The organism is Streptomyces sp. NPDC001315 (genome assembly GCF_042896175.1).
Taxonomy (GTDB): domain Bacteria; phylum Actinomycetota; class Actinomycetes; order Streptomycetales; family Streptomycetaceae; genus Streptomyces.
Genome location: NZ_JBIAWZ010000003.1, coordinates 348,268 through 362,348, shown reverse-complemented (window position 1 = coordinate 362,348; position 14,081 = coordinate 348,268). Strand labels below are relative to the sequence as shown.

Here is a 14,081-nt window from a genome sequence, read left to right as displayed (position 1 = left end):
CCGAAGGCCGGGCTTGTCCGTCTCGGTCGAGCCCGTCAGGAGGTGAGGATGCCGATGCCGTCTCCGAGCAGTTTCAGCCCGAGGACGAAGAACAGGACCGCCATCACGGCGACGTTGTGCTGAGCTGCCCAGTCCTTCCAGTTGCCGAGCGTGGTCTTGGCTCGCTCTCCCCCGAGGAGGAAGACTCCCAGTGGGGCGAGCAGGCCGAGGGTGGCGACCAGGACGAAGATCGCCAGAGATGCGATCTGCTGCCCCACCGGCAGGCCGGCTGAGCCGATCGCGGCGCCCGCGGCGATGGTCAGCGGGGCGTTCTTGGCGTTGAGGGCGGCCAGGGCCAGTCCGAGTGCGAAGATCTTGACCGGCGTGAGGCTGTCTATCGCGCTCATCCACTTCGGCAGCTGGGCTTGCGAGGGGTCCTTCGGGCGCCGGTGCCATTGCCGGGCGCCGAAGACGACGAGGAGCAGGCCCAAGGCGAGTTTGAGGGCTCCCACCCAGGTGGCCGGGTGCTTGTGGGCGGAGGCGCCTGCGGGGGAAGCGATCGCCAGCATCACCGCGCCCAGTACCGCGAGTCCCAGGATCCAGCCGACCGTGAAGAGGACTCCGTTGAGACGTCCCCGAGGCGTGGCGAGTATGAGGATGACGGCGATGATCGGGAGCGGGCTGACCGCGACGGCGGCCGCGAAACCCAGTACGTCACCGAGAACTGCGCCCATGGTTGCCTCCGGGTGGGGGTCAGGGTGGCGATCCAGTTGAGTGGGGCTCGGCGGGAGAGGGAGTCCCGACCGCCTCGGCGGCGCAACGGGTCGGTGGGCGATCGGCTGCGCCACTGTCTGCACGGCCGTGCGAAAGTGGCTGCCCGAGATGGGTGACGACGACGTACTCGGCACGCCCCACCGGTTCCATCGTCCTGCGCCTGGCCGGATCTGTCCTCGGGAGCTTCTCGGGACGGGAGGGATCAGGCTGGATCCCGCAGTGCCGGAGTTTCCCGGGAATCCGCCTCAGGTGACCACAGTGCCCAGCGCCCGGGATGCGAGGCAGTGCATCCGCAGTGAGGATTGATGCGTGAGGGCGATGGCGCCTCATGTTCGGGCGCTTGGCGACCCTCGCACCGATCCGTGGCAGGAGAACCTCGCGATGACTGCGACGAGTGGTGGAACCCAGCCGGCTCACCCCGAGCACCCGGGCAGGACGGACGGGGTCAGTAACGAGTTCACCGTTTTCACCGAGATCAAGCCGGGCGAGGCCGATGCGTTGCGTGAGGATCTCACCTGGCTCAGCGACGCGGCGAATGACGAGAATGTCCATGCGGCGCTGCGCCAGATCGGCACGCTGCATGACGCACGGCACGTCATTTTCGACAACGACACCAGGTTCATGTTCGCCAGCGTCTTCGACGGCTCCTGGGACACCTACATCGACGACTTCGCCAAGACGGTGGTCGGGGCCCGCTTCGACAAGGTCTTCTCACACAGCGAAGGGTTCCCCGGCATCAAAGATCCAGGGGTCAAGGACTGGTTCCTCGCCCACCAGGAGCCCGCGGGGGTCTTCGTCAGCGCCTACCCCGACCTGACCGTTCAGCAGATCTACAAGGACCACCGCGTGGACGACGCGTTCCAAGAGGTGCTGGACACCCCCCAGTTCCGGGCGGCGCTGGAGAACCCGGCCAACGCGGAGTTGGTGGCCACGCCGGCCTTCCAGAAGCTGCTGGAGGAAGCCTCGGCCTAGAACCCGGACACAGCCGGCCCTCGGAACCCACCCACCATCGGTGAACCGCTCCGGCTGGTGCGAGTCGGCCGTTGCGGGGCTGTCCAGGCAGAGACCGATGTGGAGGCACGAGCGACCATGAACACAGCGGACAGCGGCAGCGCGGCCGGCGTGAGCGTCGAGATCGACGACGTCCAGAGCGGGGCCCTGCGTCCGAGGCCCGTGCCGTACGAGGGAAAATTCGTCTTCCTGCGCGTCGATGACCGCCATGCCGGGCGCGCCCTGCTGCGGCGGCTGCTCCCGGTGACCTCGGGTGGTCTGCCGAGCGCGGACCGGAGCCAGGATGCCTGGGTCGCTGTGGCGTTCACCTTTCAGGGGCTGAGGGCCCTGGGGGTGCCCCAGGAGTCGCTGGACAGCTTTCCGCAGGCGTTTCGTGAGGGCATGGCCGCTCGGGCGGAGCTGATCGGCGACGTGGGCGAGAGTGCGCCGGCCCACTGGGAGGCACCGTTCGGAACAGGCGATGTCCACATCGCGTTGAGTGCCCTCTCCTCGGATACGGCGCAGCTGGACCAGGAGCTGGAGCGGGCCCGTGTCGCCTACGAGGACACACCCGGTGTCCGGGTGATCTGGCAGCAGGACGTCCACCAACTCCCCACCGGGCGCACCACCTTCGGCTTCCGGGACGGCATCAGCCATCCGAACATCGAGGGCGTCGGACTGCCCGGCTCCAACCCGCAGGAAGCCCCCATCAAGGCGGGCGAGTTCATCCTCGGCTACCTCGACGAAACGGGCAGCCTGCCGCCCATGCCCAGCCCCGATGTGCTGGGGCGCAACGGGACCTACGCGGCCGTTCGCAAGATCCACACCAACGTGGCGGCCTGGCGCCGGTACCTGCGCGCGAACACCTCCAGCGCCGAGGAGGAGGCGCTCCTGGCGGCGAAGATGGTCGGGCGCTGGCCGAGCGGGGCGCCGCTGACGCTGACGCCGGAGCACGACGATCCGGAGCTGGCGGCCGATCCGCACCGCGTCAACAACTTCCTGTACCGGGAGAACGACGACCGCGGCTACCGGTGCCCCGCCGGTGCGCACATCCGGCGCACCAACCCCCGTGATGCCACCATCATCGGCGACGCACGGATGCACCGGCTCATCCGCCGCGGCACCACCTACGGCCCCCCGCTGCCCGAGGGTGTGCTGGAGGACGACGGCGCCGACCGGGGCCTGGTCGGAGTGTTCCTCGGAGCCCATCTGGAACGGCAGTTTGAGTTCATCAAGGCCGAGTGGGTCAACGACGGCAACTTCATCGGCTATCCCGGCGAGAAGGACCCGGTGGCCGGGCATCACGGCGGAACCGGCAGCGTCACCATCCCCGAGAAGCCGGTCCGGCGTCGTCTGCAGAACCTGCCGAGCTTCGTGGTCACCCGTGGCGGTGAGTACTGCTTCGTGCCGGGGCTGCGCGCCCTGCGCTGGCTCGCCGAACTGGAGGACTGACGGCGATTCCCACCCCCTGAGGTCCGATCTCGCTCTCCGAGGAGAGGTCGAAGTCATGGCAGCACAGTTCGTCCGCTACACGCCCGACGTCGAAGACGACGACCCGAACTTCGACCGCAACGTGCGGACGGTGATCGAAAAAACCGAGAGCTACATCGCCGAGTCGGTCGACGCCGGCGGCACCGGACAAGCCCTTCGCGACGCCCACGCCAAGGGCTATGGGCTGGTCCGAGGGGAAGTTGAGATCCTGGACGGGCTTCCCGCCGAGTACGCCCAAGGCATCTACGCGACTCCGGGAACCCACGACGCGCTCATCCGCTTCTCCAACGGCTCGCCCCACGCCGGAGCCGACGCGCGACTGGGCGCCGCCACCGGACTGGCCCTGAAGATGTTCGACATCCCCGGCCCGACCCTGCTGGAAGACGAACCGGACACGGGCACCTTCGACTACGCCAACATCAACGGGCCGATCTTCTTCTGCAACACGGTCGAGCACTACCTGTTCATCCAGGAATTGTTCCTGAACGCCCCGGCCTACTTCTCCCAGGGCCGACCCGGCGCACATCGCTTCTTCACCGAGTTCGTGACCGGGAAGGGAACGCTGGACCAGGACAACTGGGCGTGGGACGAGTTCCTGGCCTTCCTGCGCCTGTCGAAGACCCCTCCGGCAAACGTGCTGCTGTCGAGCTACTGGACGATGGGCGCGGTCAGGCACGGGGACTACATCGCCAAGGTGCGCATCACCCCCGACCCGGACTCCGCCGCCGCGGTGGTCCGGCGCACCATCGACCCGGCCTCGGCAGCGGAGGTCTTCCGACCGGCCCTGCAAGGCGAGCTGCAGGAGCGGCCCTACGCCTTCGACATCCAGGTCCAACTCTGCACCGACCTGGAGCGCATGCCGGTGGAGGACACCACCGTGGAGTGGCCCGAGCGGCTCTCGCCGTCCGTCACCGTAGCCAAGCTGCGGCTGCCGCAGCAGGACATCTCCAGCCCGGAGAACCTGGAGAAGATGGACGCACTGTCCTTCACGCCCTGGCGGGTCACCGCCGAGCACGCGCCCCTGGGCAACATCATGCGGGCCCGCAAGGAGGTCTACCGGCGCTCCTCCATCGAGCGCCACAAGCTCAACCAGCAGCCGCGGACAGAGCCCCGAAGCGCCGACGAAGTACTTGGCCCGGCACAATGAGGGCACCGGATCCGGTGCCCACCACGCTCACTCTCATCCGCTCCGCGCAGCCACGGCGGCGGGGGTGATGCGGCCTGTGCGCAGTGCCGTCCGGCCGTCGCGCCAGGCTGTCAGCAGCCGGTCGGCCAGCCGGTCCTCCAGGTGACCGGTCGCGCGGATTCCGAACACCACGTCGGCCTCCAGTGACGGCTCGTCCGCCAGCAGGCCGGCGACGACCTCGTGCCGTACGACCTGTTCGTGAACCGCGTCCGCCTCCACGTGCTCGGTGTAGAACCGCACGGCCGCCGGGCCCGCGCCCATCCGGCGCAGTGCCTCGGCCAGGCGGCGGGAGGCCGGGGAGGAGGTGACCTCGACGGTCGCGAAGTGACCGACGAGCGCCCCGCGCAGCGCCCGGTGCAGGCCGAACAGGGACATCATGTTGACGGTGGCCAGCGCCTCGGCCGGTGCCGCGTCGACGTAGTGCCCGTACGACGGGTCCAGGTGCAGGTCCGTCATCAGGTCGGCGAACAACTGCGCGTGGATCTCGTCCGCGCGGCCCGCGCCGAACTCGTCGAACTCCACCGCGACCATGGCGGCCTTGGCCCGTCCGCGCAGCCGGGGGATCACCCACGCATGCGGGTCTGCCTCCTTGAGGTGGTAGAGCGAGCGCATCGCCGCGTACTCCCGGAAGTGTTCGAGGTCGCCGTGGTCGCGGAGGAAGTACGAGAGGCTTCCGCTGTCGTCGCCGACGGGTTCGAGCTGGAGTTCGTCCAGGGCCCGCTCGGCGGTGTCGGGCGCGCCGACCGGCACGTCCGCCCGCAGCGCGCTCAGGAAGCGGTCCTCCAGCGCGGCGCGCAGGGCGAGGAGTTCGGGGTCCCACTCGCGGTCGTCGGACACGCCGGCGAAACCGCGGTAGTGGAGTTCGTAGAGGACGTGCAGGGCGAGTTGGAGGTCGTCGCCGTAGGCGTCGGTGGGCAGGGGTGGCACGCCGAAGTCCGATCCGCGCACTACGGCGACGAGCGCGGCCGAGAGCGGGCCGCGTGGTTCGGGCAGGCGCACGTCGGTCATGACGTCTCGTCCCGTTTCGTACGACGGCGGTGGCTGGTGTCGCACCAGGGCGGTGTCCGGGTACGACGGCAGGTGCAGACGGCGACCGTGAAACGGTGTGACACCGTCACCTCGCCGGTCTCGTCCACGACTTCGACGGGACCTTCGATCAGGAGCGGCCCGTCGCGCTGGACGCGGATGCGACGGGGGCGTTCAGGCGTGTTCGGCACGGATCACCACCAGTTCCTCCGTCGTCCGGTCGGCCACCAGTCCGCGCTCGCGCAGCCAGGTGAGCCGGGAACGCAGTACGCGCCCGAACGGCAGCCGGACGCGGTCGACGACCTCGGCGTGCAGACCCGCCGCACGGAACCGGGCCAGGGTCTCCTCGACGCCGTTCAGGTGCGAGTGGACCATCAACAGTGTTCCGGCCGGGCGCAGCACCGTCGGAGCCACCGCGCAGATGCGGTCGATCAGCAGTCGGCCGTCCGTGCCCGCGTCCCAGGCCCGGGCGCGCCCCCTCGGCGGAGCGCCTCCGGGTGCGGGTACATACGGCGGATTGGTGACCACGAGGTCGAAACGACAGCCGGCCACGGCGGACGCCAGGTCACCATGGCGTACCCGCACCGTCTGCCCGTTCAGCAGGGCGTTGCACCAGGCCGCGGCAAGTGCTCGCCAGGAGATGTCCACCGCCGTGACCCGGGCGCCGCGCCGGGCCGCCTCCACCGCGAGCGCACCGCTGCCGGTGCCGAGGTCCAGGACCTTGGTGCGGCTGGTGATCCGCTCCCGGCGCAGCGCCCGGGTGAGCAGCGCGGTGTCGGTCTGCGGGCGGTAGACCCCCGGCGGGGTCCAGCAGCGGAGCCGGGGAGCGGCGGTGAGTGAATCGACGGTCATCGCGGTACCTCGCCTCAGCCGGACGCCTTCGTCGGCGTCGCGGACCGACCATGTCCCACGGGTACCCCTGAGAAACGGGCGTAACAGAGGAGGGCGTCGCTGCGGCTGGTGATGCCGCCCGCCGGGGTACGGGCCGTCACAACGGGCGGGCCGCCCCACGACCACCGAGCCTTCCGTGGCCGGTCACCTGGATGTCGCGCTTCTCTGTGCGCGGCCGGGGTTACCGCACCTCACCTCGCCGCGCCCGGCGCCTTCTGTGGTGTGGCGGACAGCAGCGCCGTCGTAGCCCTGGCGTGCAGCGAATCCAACGTCCTGAGCTGTCGTTCCGCCCTGTGCAGCAGCTGTTCCAGCCAGTCGGTCTCCAGGCGCGGCTCGTCTGCCGAGGCCGAGAGCAGGACGCGCCACAGCAGCACCTTGCCCTGCACCCCCAACCGCATGGCTTCGAGCTCGACGAGCATCGTGAGGCCGGAGCGGCGCAGTAGCCGGCCGTTGGGTTTCACCCGCGCGGCCTTCTCGCCCAGCCAGGCGCCGTACACCTTGTAGCGGCTCACAGCCACGTCGAGATCGTCCAGGAGCCGCAGCAGATGCTGCCGGTCGTGGGAGATCTCGGCTGCCAGGGCTTTCAACTCGCTGCCGAAAGCCGAATCCCGGTGTTCTGCGACCATACGTCGAGCGAGCTCGGTACCGGCTGTCGCGCCGGCCAGGTGATCGTTCAGGTACACGTCCAGGATCCTCTGCCGCCCTGGTTCGTCGGCCGATCCGTGTGCTGTCGGTTTCATGGTTCTCCCTCCGGTCACCGAGACCTCGAGGGTCACCGAGTGCCCCGCCCGCGTCAGGCCACCGCCGCCGTGCAGATCGACAATCTGCGACTGATCCGGAGCGCTCCGGATGGACGGGCCCAGACTTCGAGCGCAGGCAGGGCGCGTGCGCCGGGAGCACGCCGTGCGGCGGGAACCGGCGGCTCGCGTCCTCCACCTCGGTCGAAGCGGAGCGGAATCCGCCGACCGGGCGGCCCGCCGCCGGTTCCGCCAGGCCTTGCGGGGCAGCACGCGCGGTGGCATGCAGACCTCCGTGCCGTGCGTCGGCCGAGGAGCCGCTTTCCCGGTGCCCCTCCTCGTCCGTGGCGCCACGCCATGCACAACCCGGTGGTCACCGGGTACTCGGCAGCGGTCCCCAGTCACAGACGCGGTTCAGGAGACACGATGGCCGGCTTCGGATACTTCCTGTCGTGCGAGGAGCACACCCCGGCGGAACTCGTCGAGCAGGCGCGGATGGCCGAGCAGGCCGGGTTCGAGTCGTTGTGGATATCGGACCACTACCACCCATGGCACGACGGGCAGGGCCAGAGCCCGTTCGTGTGGTCCGTGATCGGCGCCCTGTCCCAAGCGGTCTCGCTGCCCGTGGAGACGGCGGTGACCTGCCCGCTGGTGCGCACCCACCCCGCGGTGATCGCCCAGGCGGCCGCGACCAGCGCGGTGCAGCTCGGCGGGCGATTCCGGCTGGGGGTGGGCACGGGCGAGGCGCTCAACGAGCACATCCTCGGCACCGGCTGGCCCGAGGCGCCGGTACGGCTGGAGATGCTGGAGGAGGCGCTCCAGATCATCCGGCAGCTGTTCACCGGAGAGCAGACCAGCCATCACGGCAAGCACTACACGGTGGAGAACGCCCGGCTGTACACGCTGCCCGGCGAACCGGTGCCGATCGACGTGTCGGCGTTCGGCCCGCAGGCCGCCGAGGTCGCCGCGCGCGTCGGCGACGGGCTGATCACGATGACGCCCGAGGAGTCCCTGGTGGAGCGTTTCCGGCGCGGTGGCGGCGGCGCCAAGCCGGTGTACGGCGGCCTCAAGGTGTGCTGGGGCGCCGACGAGCGGGAGGCGGTCCGCACCGCCCACCGGCTGTGGGCCAACGAGCAGCTGCCCGGCGAACTCCCGCAGGTCCTGCCCACCCCGGCCCACTTCGAGCAGGCGTCCCAGCTGGTCACCGAGGAGCGGGTGGCCGAGTCCGTGACCTGCGGCGACGATCCCGATGCCCATGCCGAGGCGCTGACCGCGTTCGTCGACGCGGGGTTCGACACCGTGTACGTCAACCAGATCGGCAAGGACCAGCAGGGCTTCTTCGACTTCTACCGCACCAAGGTCCTGCCGCGGCTGCGGAACTGACCGCACGAGGTGGTGGAACACCGTGTCCGGATCCGGAGCGACCGACGGCAGCGCACTCGTCGTGATCGACATGATCAACACGTACGACCACGAGGACGCCGAGCTGCTGGCACCCTCCGCCGAGCGGGTCGTGCCCGTCCTGGCGGAGCTGATCGGCCGGGCCCGGCAGACGGACGTACCGGTGATCTACGCGAACGACAACTTCGGCCTCTGGCGCTCCCACCACGGTGAACTGGTCGAGTCCGCGCTGTCCCGCCCGCACGCCGGCCTGGTCGAGCCGATCCGGCCGGACGACGCCTCCCTCTTCGTGGTGAAGGCCCGGCACTCGATCTTCCACGACACGCCCATGTCCTATCTGCTGTGGCAACTGAGCGTCGGAACAGTGGTGTTGACCGGTCAGGTCACCGAGCAGTGCGTCCTGTACTCCGCCCTGGACGCGCACATCCGCCACCTGGACGTCACGGTGCCGAGGGACGCCGTCGCCTCCATCCACCCGCATCTGGCGGCCGCCGCGCTGGAAATGATGGAACGCAACATGGGCGCCCGGATCGTCCTGGCGAAGGACGTCGACTTCCGGGGTACCCGGTGGCCCGTACCGGGGGGAACCCCGCACCAGCCCGGAGGTCGGCTATGAGCACACGCGTCCGCATCCGCCACCGCGCGGGAGGCCACCCGGGAACCCGCGACGGCCCGGGCGGCGGTCCTAGTCCTCGTCCCGCAGCCGCCGCCAGACGCGGGTGCGGTGCAGCACGTAGAAGGCCACGAGCAGGGAGACCGCCTGAAGCCCCACGGCGAGCAGCCAGAAGACGACCTTGCTCTCCAGCTCATCGGTCAGATAGGTGAAGTTCATACCGAAGAATCCGGTCAGGAACGTCAGCGGCAGAAAGATCGTCGACACGATGGCCAGCCGGTTGATCACACTGTTCTGCTCGCCCGCGGCGAGGGAGGAATAGCTGGCGAAAGCACGACGGGCGGCATCCTGGAGGGACTCGATGTTCGCAAGGACCAGCCTCGCCGCGTGCTGGAACTCCCGGGCGAGTTGTTGCCGCTCCTCCGGGAAGCTGCGGTTCATCATCCGGCGGGTGAAGACCTCGTCCATCACCTGGAGGTAGGGAAGCAGCGAGTGATGCAGGAGGGCGGAGCGCCGCCGCAGCTGTGCCAGGCGGTAGACCTGCTCGGGGCGCCGTTCCTGGAACATGTCGTCCTCGAGTTCCTCCACCAGCAGCAGGTCCTGCACGGCGGCCCGGCGGAAGGTCGCCAGCGACTCCTGGAGCAGCAGGAAGAACATGGCCACGACGTCGGGAGGCCTCTCGTGCCGCAGCTGCGCGGACATGTTCGACGCCAGGCCCGCCTGGCCATGGTGAACGGTGACCAGGAACTGCTCGGTCACCAGCGCGTGGATGTGAGCCACCCGGTCGCCATGGACCACGGGCACGACGAAACCGGCCCTGTCCCCCAGGAACTCGGCGCGCGCGGGCTCGTCCTTCCTGCCGAGCCAGGCCAGGTCGTCAGCCTCCAGGCCGAGCTGCCGGGCCACAGGCTCTCCATCCGCCGGCGCTTCTTCCGGCAGCTCGACGTCGACGAGCAGAAAGCGGGCCGCGGCGAGCCGCTCACGTGCCTCGGACACGTCCGTACGGGTGACCGTCACCTCCGGCATTGACACCACCGTTACGATCATGGTCCTCACCGTTGGTCCCGACGCCGACGGTCCCAGCGTGAGCGCGCTCCGGCAGCCCCGCACTCGGGCACCCTCATGTGCGTCACCGTGCGGACCCGAACGAGTGACGAGGTCGCCGGACGTCCCGGCCGGGTTCACCGACCGCCGCTGGTCTCGATATGGAACCTCGTCAGCGCAAACATGATCAGGACGTCGATTGTCATCACGAGGATGGACCACGCCGGGTAGTACGGAACGAACATGAACTGGGTGATCAGGCTGATCCCCGCCGCCGCTGCGCCGGCCCCGCGACCCCAGCTCCGGTCCGTCAGAACTCCCAGGCCGGCGATGACGAGCACCACTCCCACCACAAGGTGAATCCAGCCCCAAGCGGTCAGGTCGAACCGGTAGGCGTACCGGGAGGCGGCGAACAAGGTGTCCTGTGCGATGCCGGATGCGCCCATGAGAATGCTGAGCGGCCCACTGAGCATCAGCATGGCTCCAGCGAACATGGACGCGCCGTCGATCATTTCGCCGCTGCCGGGCCCCCCGTGCCCTCGCTGTGTCCTGTTCGGCATCGCTGTCATGGCCGCAGCCTTCCTGTACAGCGCGGTCACCGACGCACACTGCCGTGCGAGGCCAGCCACGCTCTCCTGACAGGATCACCGCAATCCGGCGGCACCGCGACTGCAACCGGCGTCGCCATCGCGGCAGCGTCCCAGTCGCAGACGCCGCGAAGGCCGCACGGAGTTCACGGCGTGGGGCTGGTGCGTTGCCGGGGGTATTCTCCGCCGGTTCCGACCCGGCGTCCGCATGAAGGCAGGGCGCACTTGCGGGCCCGGGAGAGGCGGGAGGCCACCGTTCCGACCGGGATCCCGAGCGCTTCGGCCGCGGCCTCGTAGTCCAGGCCCTCCCCCGGACAGAGCGTGATGACCTCGCGCTCCGGTCTGCGCAGCGCGGCCAGCGCGGTGAGCGCCGTTGCGAGCCGCCGCCGGTCGTCGACCCGGTCGGCCACCTCGTCGGCGTGGTCGGCCACCGACAGAAGGCGATCCAGCCGGGCGAGCCGACCAGCCCCTGCACCGCGACACGCTCCGCGGGCTCGTAGTCGTCGCCCCAGTCCGCTCGTAACGTACGGCGTCCGCCGCACGGTCGATCACTTCCTCGTCTGTGTGAGCCTTCCTCACCGAGCCATGGGATCCGTGCGGTTCGTACGGGGCGTACGCGATGTGCGGGCTGCCAGTTCCAGCAGTTCGTCGACCGACCACTGGTCGTAGACATGCTCGCCGTACTTGGCGGCGAGGACGCGGCCGTCGGGTGCGATGAGGAAGTCGGCGGGAAGGCCGAGCCGACCGCCGTTCGGGCTGGTCGAGGGCAGGTGCTCCCGCCCGCGGGCGACCTCCCGTAAGCCGCTCAGGACCGCCCGGACGATCGGTACCCAGGCGCGCGGACGGAGCAGGGCCCGGAACGACCGTTCCACACCGAACTCCGTGTACAGCCGCCTCGCGGGGTCGGCGATGACGGCGAACGGGAGGTCGGCGGTGTGGCGCAGCAGTTCCTCGGCGGGTGAGTGGAAGACCACGACCTCGCATACCCCGGCGGCCTCGATCTCCTGGTGCCGCCGCACCACGGACCGCAGGTGCAGATTGCAGACCGGGCAGCCGGCGAACCGCCGGAACTGGAGGTGGATCAGCCGGTCAGGGGCGGGAACGGCGACCTGGCCGCCCGAGACAGCGGTAAGACTTCGCTCTTTCACGGTGGAACCGGGCTCCACCGGACTGCGGGACATGCGCATGGGGTTCCCCTCCGTAGGCGTACGGGATACTCCTACCAGAGTTAGGCGTATGCCGTACGCTGTCAACCGTCATGCCGCGCCCCCGTTCACTCACCCAGGATCAGCCGGCCTCGGCCGCCCTCGCCGTCATCGACCGCGCCGGGCTCGCCGGACTGTCGATGCGCGCCGTCGCCCAGGAGCTCGGTATGAGCACCATGGGGCTCTACCGCTACGTGCATGATCGCGAGGAGCTCGAAAGGCTTGTCGTCGAACTCGTACTGAGCGCCGTGGACACCGAGCCGCCGGGTCCCGGAACGTCATGGCGCGAGCGGATCGAGGTCCTGGCGCGGCGCCTGCGCGACACCGTGGGCGCCCATCCCGCGGTCGTCCCCCTCACCATCACTCATCGACACCACTCCCTTGGAGTGCTGCGCTGGTCGGAGACCGTGCTCGCCGTCCTCACCGAGGCGGGCATCGAGGGCGAGCGGCGGGTCGTCGCGCTGCGCGGCCTGCTCAGTTACGTCATCGGAGCGATCCAGTTGGAACACCTGGGGGCCCTGTCCGGTTCGGGCACGGTGGCCATCACCCAACTGCCGCCCGTCGAGTTCCCGCTCATGACCGAGACCGCGCGGCAGGCCCGGAACGTCGGCGCCGACCAGGAGTTCCTGGGAGGGCTCGCCCTGCTGCTCGACGGCCTCGGCGCATGAGGCCGGTGGTCGGCGCATGAAGCCGGTGGCCGGCGGTTGATCTCCGCCGCTTCTCTTGCCGAGCGGTCGGCGGAGAGGTTCGAGGAACCTGTCCCGGTTGGTGGGCGCGGGTCAGTTCATCGCGCGCGCACCGTCCGAGGCCTCGCCGACCGCCGTCATGTCGTCGCCGGAGTTGACCGCTGCGGATTCCGCGGATGCTACGGATGTTGCGGACGCCGCGGACTTCTCTCCGGCGTCGGGCTGGAGCGGCAGCTCGGTGGTGACCTCGAAGCCGCCTTCGGGGCGGGGGCCCGCACGCAGCTCACCGCCGAAGGAGTGGGCGCGTTCGCGCATGCCCAGGACACCGAAGCCCCGGTTCGGCGCGGACTCGGGAGCGGGAGCGGGGGTGGGGATCGCGGCCGGGCCGTCGTTGCTGACCGTGATCACCAGGCGGGCGTCGGCGTACACGAACCGGACGTACGCGTTCTGGGCGGCGGCGTGCTTGGTGACGTTGGTGAGCGCCTCCTGCACGATCCGGAAGGCGGTCAGGTCCACTCCGGGGGAGAGCGGCTGCGGAGCCCCTTCCGTGGTGACCGTCACGGTGAGTCCCGCGGACGCGCACGTCGAGACCAGCTCGGGCAGGCGGGCGAGGCCGGGGGCCGGTTCCAGGGACGGGGAGTCCGGGTCGTCGTTCTGCCGTAGCAGTCCCAGCGTGGCCTTGAGTTCGCGCAGCGCGGAGGACGTGGTGCCGGTCAGGTCGGTGAGGATCTGCTTGGTCTGCTGCGGTCTGGTGAGCGCGAGGTGTGCGGCGGTGCCCGCCTGGGCGTTGGCGAGGGCCAGATGGTGGGCGACCACGTCGTGCAGCTCGCGGGCGATGCGCATGCGCTCCTCGGTGACGCGCAGCCGCGCCTCCTCCTCACGGGTGCGCTCGGCGTGTTCGGCGCGGGCCTGCACCGCCTTCAGATAGGCGCGCCGCAGCCGGGTCATGTTGCCGGCGGCGAGGGGCAGCAGCAGCCAGAAGAACGGGCCGATCGTCCTGAGCAGCACCGAGAGGTGGCCCATGGTGTCGGAGCACGCCGCCGCGATCATCACCGCGACCATGGTGGTGATGCCGTAGACGCGTGTGGTCTTCCGGTCGGTGAGCGTGGCCAGCCAGTAGAGGGCCGCCATGACGGGCGCGAGCAGCAGGGGGGTGACCAGGTATCCCATCGCGACCGCGCCCACGGTGCAGAGCGCTGTCACGGTGAGGGCGGTGCGCGGGTGGCTACGGTGCTTCAGCAGGACCAGGCAGGAGACGCCCATGAGGAGGGTGGCGGTCCTCGTGTCGGGCAGCTCGGCGCCGGGCAGGGTGAGCGAGCCGCCGAGGGTCGCGCAGCCCATCAGCGCCAGGGCCACCGCCACGTCGAAGACGAGGGGGCGGCGGTCCGCGTACTGCTCGAAGCGGTCCGTGTAGCGCTCCATGTCCGTGCTCATCGGGCTCTCCGGTCGGTGGGCTGCATCCATCGTGGAC

15 protein-coding genes and 1 pseudogene are annotated in these 14,081 nt (G+C 69.9%); 6 read left to right on the top strand and 10 right to left on the bottom strand.

What is annotated here, in order from left to right; genetic code table 11:
- Positions 1–35: 35 nt before the first annotated feature.
- Positions 36–713, bottom strand: a complete 678-nt coding sequence (locus ACFY16_RS12120) for a GAP family protein (RefSeq protein WP_390646980.1) — start codon at positions 711–713, stop codon at positions 36–38.
- Between the two features lie 421 nt (positions 714–1,134).
- On the opposite strand from ACFY16_RS12120, the gene ACFY16_RS12115 reads away from it, so the two are divergent.
- From ACFY16_RS12115 to ACFY16_RS12105, 3 genes are all read left to right on the top strand, one after another.
- Complete coding sequence (locus tag ACFY16_RS12115; RefSeq protein WP_390646979.1) at positions 1,135–1,725, top strand: hypothetical protein; 591 nt, start codon at positions 1,135–1,137, stop codon at positions 1,723–1,725.
- 117 nt (positions 1,726–1,842) lie between these two features.
- The gene (locus ACFY16_RS12110; RefSeq protein WP_390646978.1) at positions 1,843–3,195 is read left to right on the top strand and encodes a Dyp-type peroxidase; all 1,353 of its coding nucleotides are present in this window, start codon (positions 1,843–1,845) and stop codon (positions 3,193–3,195) included.
- A 55-nt stretch (positions 3,196–3,250) separates the two neighbouring features.
- Positions 3,251–4,381 carry a catalase family protein gene (locus ACFY16_RS12105; RefSeq protein ID WP_390646977.1) on the top strand — a complete coding sequence of 377 codons (1,131 nt, stop codon included), beginning with the start codon at positions 3,251–3,253 and terminating at the stop codon, positions 4,379–4,381.
- 33 nt (positions 4,382–4,414) lie between these two features.
- Here the strand turns inward: ACFY16_RS12105 and ACFY16_RS12100 are convergent, their stop codons facing one another.
- The 4 genes from ACFY16_RS12100 to ACFY16_RS12085 form a co-directional block, all read right to left on the bottom strand.
- On the bottom strand, positions 4,415–5,428 hold the full coding sequence (locus tag ACFY16_RS12100; protein ID WP_390646976.1) for an iron-containing redox enzyme family protein: 1,014 nt from the start codon (positions 5,426–5,428) through the stop codon (positions 4,415–4,417).
- Positions 5,425–5,637 carry a CDGSH iron-sulfur domain-containing protein gene (locus tag ACFY16_RS12095; RefSeq protein WP_390646975.1) on the bottom strand — a complete coding sequence of 71 codons (213 nt, stop codon included), beginning with the start codon at positions 5,635–5,637 and terminating at the stop codon, positions 5,425–5,427. The genes ACFY16_RS12100 and ACFY16_RS12095 overlap by 4 nt, the downstream gene beginning before the upstream one ends.
- Positions 5,621–6,298: a HemK2/MTQ2 family protein methyltransferase gene (locus tag ACFY16_RS12090; RefSeq protein ID WP_390646974.1), complete on the bottom strand. Its 678-nt coding sequence runs from the start codon at positions 6,296–6,298 to the stop codon at positions 5,621–5,623. The genes ACFY16_RS12095 and ACFY16_RS12090 overlap by 17 nt, the downstream gene beginning before the upstream one ends.
- A gap of 230 nt (positions 6,299–6,528) precedes the next feature.
- Positions 6,529–7,020 (bottom strand): hypothetical protein, encoded by a 492-nt coding sequence (locus ACFY16_RS12085; protein WP_390646973.1) that lies wholly within the window; start codon positions 7,018–7,020, stop codon positions 6,529–6,531.
- A 480-nt stretch (positions 7,021–7,500) separates the two neighbouring features.
- Here ACFY16_RS12085 and ACFY16_RS12080 point away from each other — a divergent pair, with 480 nt between their 5' ends.
- Positions 7,501–8,457: an LLM class F420-dependent oxidoreductase gene (locus ACFY16_RS12080; RefSeq protein ID WP_390646972.1), complete on the top strand. Its 957-nt coding sequence runs from the start codon at positions 7,501–7,503 to the stop codon at positions 8,455–8,457.
- A 22-nt stretch (positions 8,458–8,479) separates the two neighbouring features.
- Positions 8,480–9,091, top strand: coding sequence for a cysteine hydrolase family protein (locus tag ACFY16_RS12075; RefSeq protein WP_390646971.1), 612 nt, complete (start codon positions 8,480–8,482; stop codon positions 9,089–9,091).
- 69 nt (positions 9,092–9,160) lie between these two features.
- Here ACFY16_RS12075 and ACFY16_RS12070 read toward each other — a convergent pair whose 3' ends face one another.
- The 4 genes and pseudogenes from ACFY16_RS12070 to ACFY16_RS12055 all read right to left on the bottom strand — a co-directional run bounded on the left by ACFY16_RS12070 (position 9,161) and on the right by ACFY16_RS12055 (position 11,900).
- A complete protein-coding gene (locus ACFY16_RS12070; RefSeq protein ID WP_390646970.1) occupies positions 9,161–10,114 on the bottom strand; it encodes a CorA family divalent cation transporter in 954 nt (317 codons plus the stop codon).
- Between the two features lie 155 nt (positions 10,115–10,269).
- Positions 10,270–10,731, bottom strand: a complete 462-nt coding sequence (locus ACFY16_RS12065) for a hypothetical protein (RefSeq protein WP_390646969.1) — start codon at positions 10,729–10,731, stop codon at positions 10,270–10,272.
- A 134-nt stretch (positions 10,732–10,865) separates the two neighbouring features.
- Positions 10,866–11,156, bottom strand: a pseudogene (locus tag ACFY16_RS12060) (RNA polymerase sigma factor); the annotation flags it as partial.
- Between the two features lie 138 nt (positions 11,157–11,294).
- Complete coding sequence (locus ACFY16_RS12055; RefSeq protein ID WP_390646968.1) at positions 11,295–11,900, bottom strand: peroxiredoxin-like family protein; 606 nt, start codon at positions 11,898–11,900, stop codon at positions 11,295–11,297.
- Positions 11,901–11,977: 77 nt separating this feature from the next.
- On the opposite strand from ACFY16_RS12055, the gene ACFY16_RS12050 reads away from it, so the two are divergent.
- Positions 11,978–12,592, top strand: a complete 615-nt coding sequence (locus ACFY16_RS12050; RefSeq protein WP_390646967.1) for a TetR/AcrR family transcriptional regulator — start codon at positions 11,978–11,980, stop codon at positions 12,590–12,592.
- A gap of 111 nt (positions 12,593–12,703) precedes the next feature.
- On the opposite strand, the gene ACFY16_RS12045 is transcribed toward ACFY16_RS12050, so the two are convergent.
- The gene (locus tag ACFY16_RS12045) at positions 12,704–14,044 is read right to left on the bottom strand and encodes a sensor histidine kinase (protein ID WP_390646966.1); all 1,341 of its coding nucleotides are present in this window, start codon (positions 14,042–14,044) and stop codon (positions 12,704–12,706) included.
- Positions 14,045–14,081 lie beyond the last annotated feature (37 nt).

What these genes read in the sequence shown, in the direction of transcription:
- ACFY16_RS12120 (WP_390646980.1), bottom strand. Translation starts at nt 713, where the DNA reads ATGGGCGCAGTTCTCGGTGACGTACTGGGTTTCGCGGCCGCCGTCGCG.
- ACFY16_RS12115 (WP_390646979.1), top strand. Translation starts at nt 1,135, where the DNA reads ATGACTGCGACGAGTGGTGGAACCCAGCCGGCTCACCCCGAGCACCCG.
- ACFY16_RS12110 (WP_390646978.1), top strand. Translation starts at nt 1,843, where the DNA reads ATGAACACAGCGGACAGCGGCAGCGCGGCCGGCGTGAGCGTCGAGATC.
- ACFY16_RS12105 (WP_390646977.1), top strand. Translation starts at nt 3,251, where the DNA reads ATGGCAGCACAGTTCGTCCGCTACACGCCCGACGTCGAAGACGACGAC.
- ACFY16_RS12100 (WP_390646976.1), bottom strand. Translation starts at nt 5,428, where the DNA reads ATGACCGACGTGCGCCTGCCCGAACCACGCGGCCCGCTCTCGGCCGCG.
- ACFY16_RS12090 (WP_390646974.1), bottom strand. Translation starts at nt 6,298, where the DNA reads ATGACCGTCGATTCACTCACCGCCGCTCCCCGGCTCCGCTGCTGGACC.
- ACFY16_RS12080 (WP_390646972.1), top strand. Translation starts at nt 7,501, where the DNA reads ATGGCCGGCTTCGGATACTTCCTGTCGTGCGAGGAGCACACCCCGGCG.
- ACFY16_RS12070 (WP_390646970.1), bottom strand. Translation starts at nt 10,114, where the DNA reads ATGCCGGAGGTGACGGTCACCCGTACGGACGTGTCCGAGGCACGTGAG.
- ACFY16_RS12055 (WP_390646968.1), bottom strand. Translation starts at nt 11,900, where the DNA reads ATGTCCCGCAGTCCGGTGGAGCCCGGTTCCACCGTGAAAGAGCGAAGT.
- ACFY16_RS12050 (WP_390646967.1), top strand. Translation starts at nt 11,978, where the DNA reads ATGCCGCGCCCCCGTTCACTCACCCAGGATCAGCCGGCCTCGGCCGCC.
- ACFY16_RS12045 (WP_390646966.1), bottom strand. Translation starts at nt 14,044, where the DNA reads ATGAGCACGGACATGGAGCGCTACACGGACCGCTTCGAGCAGTACGCG.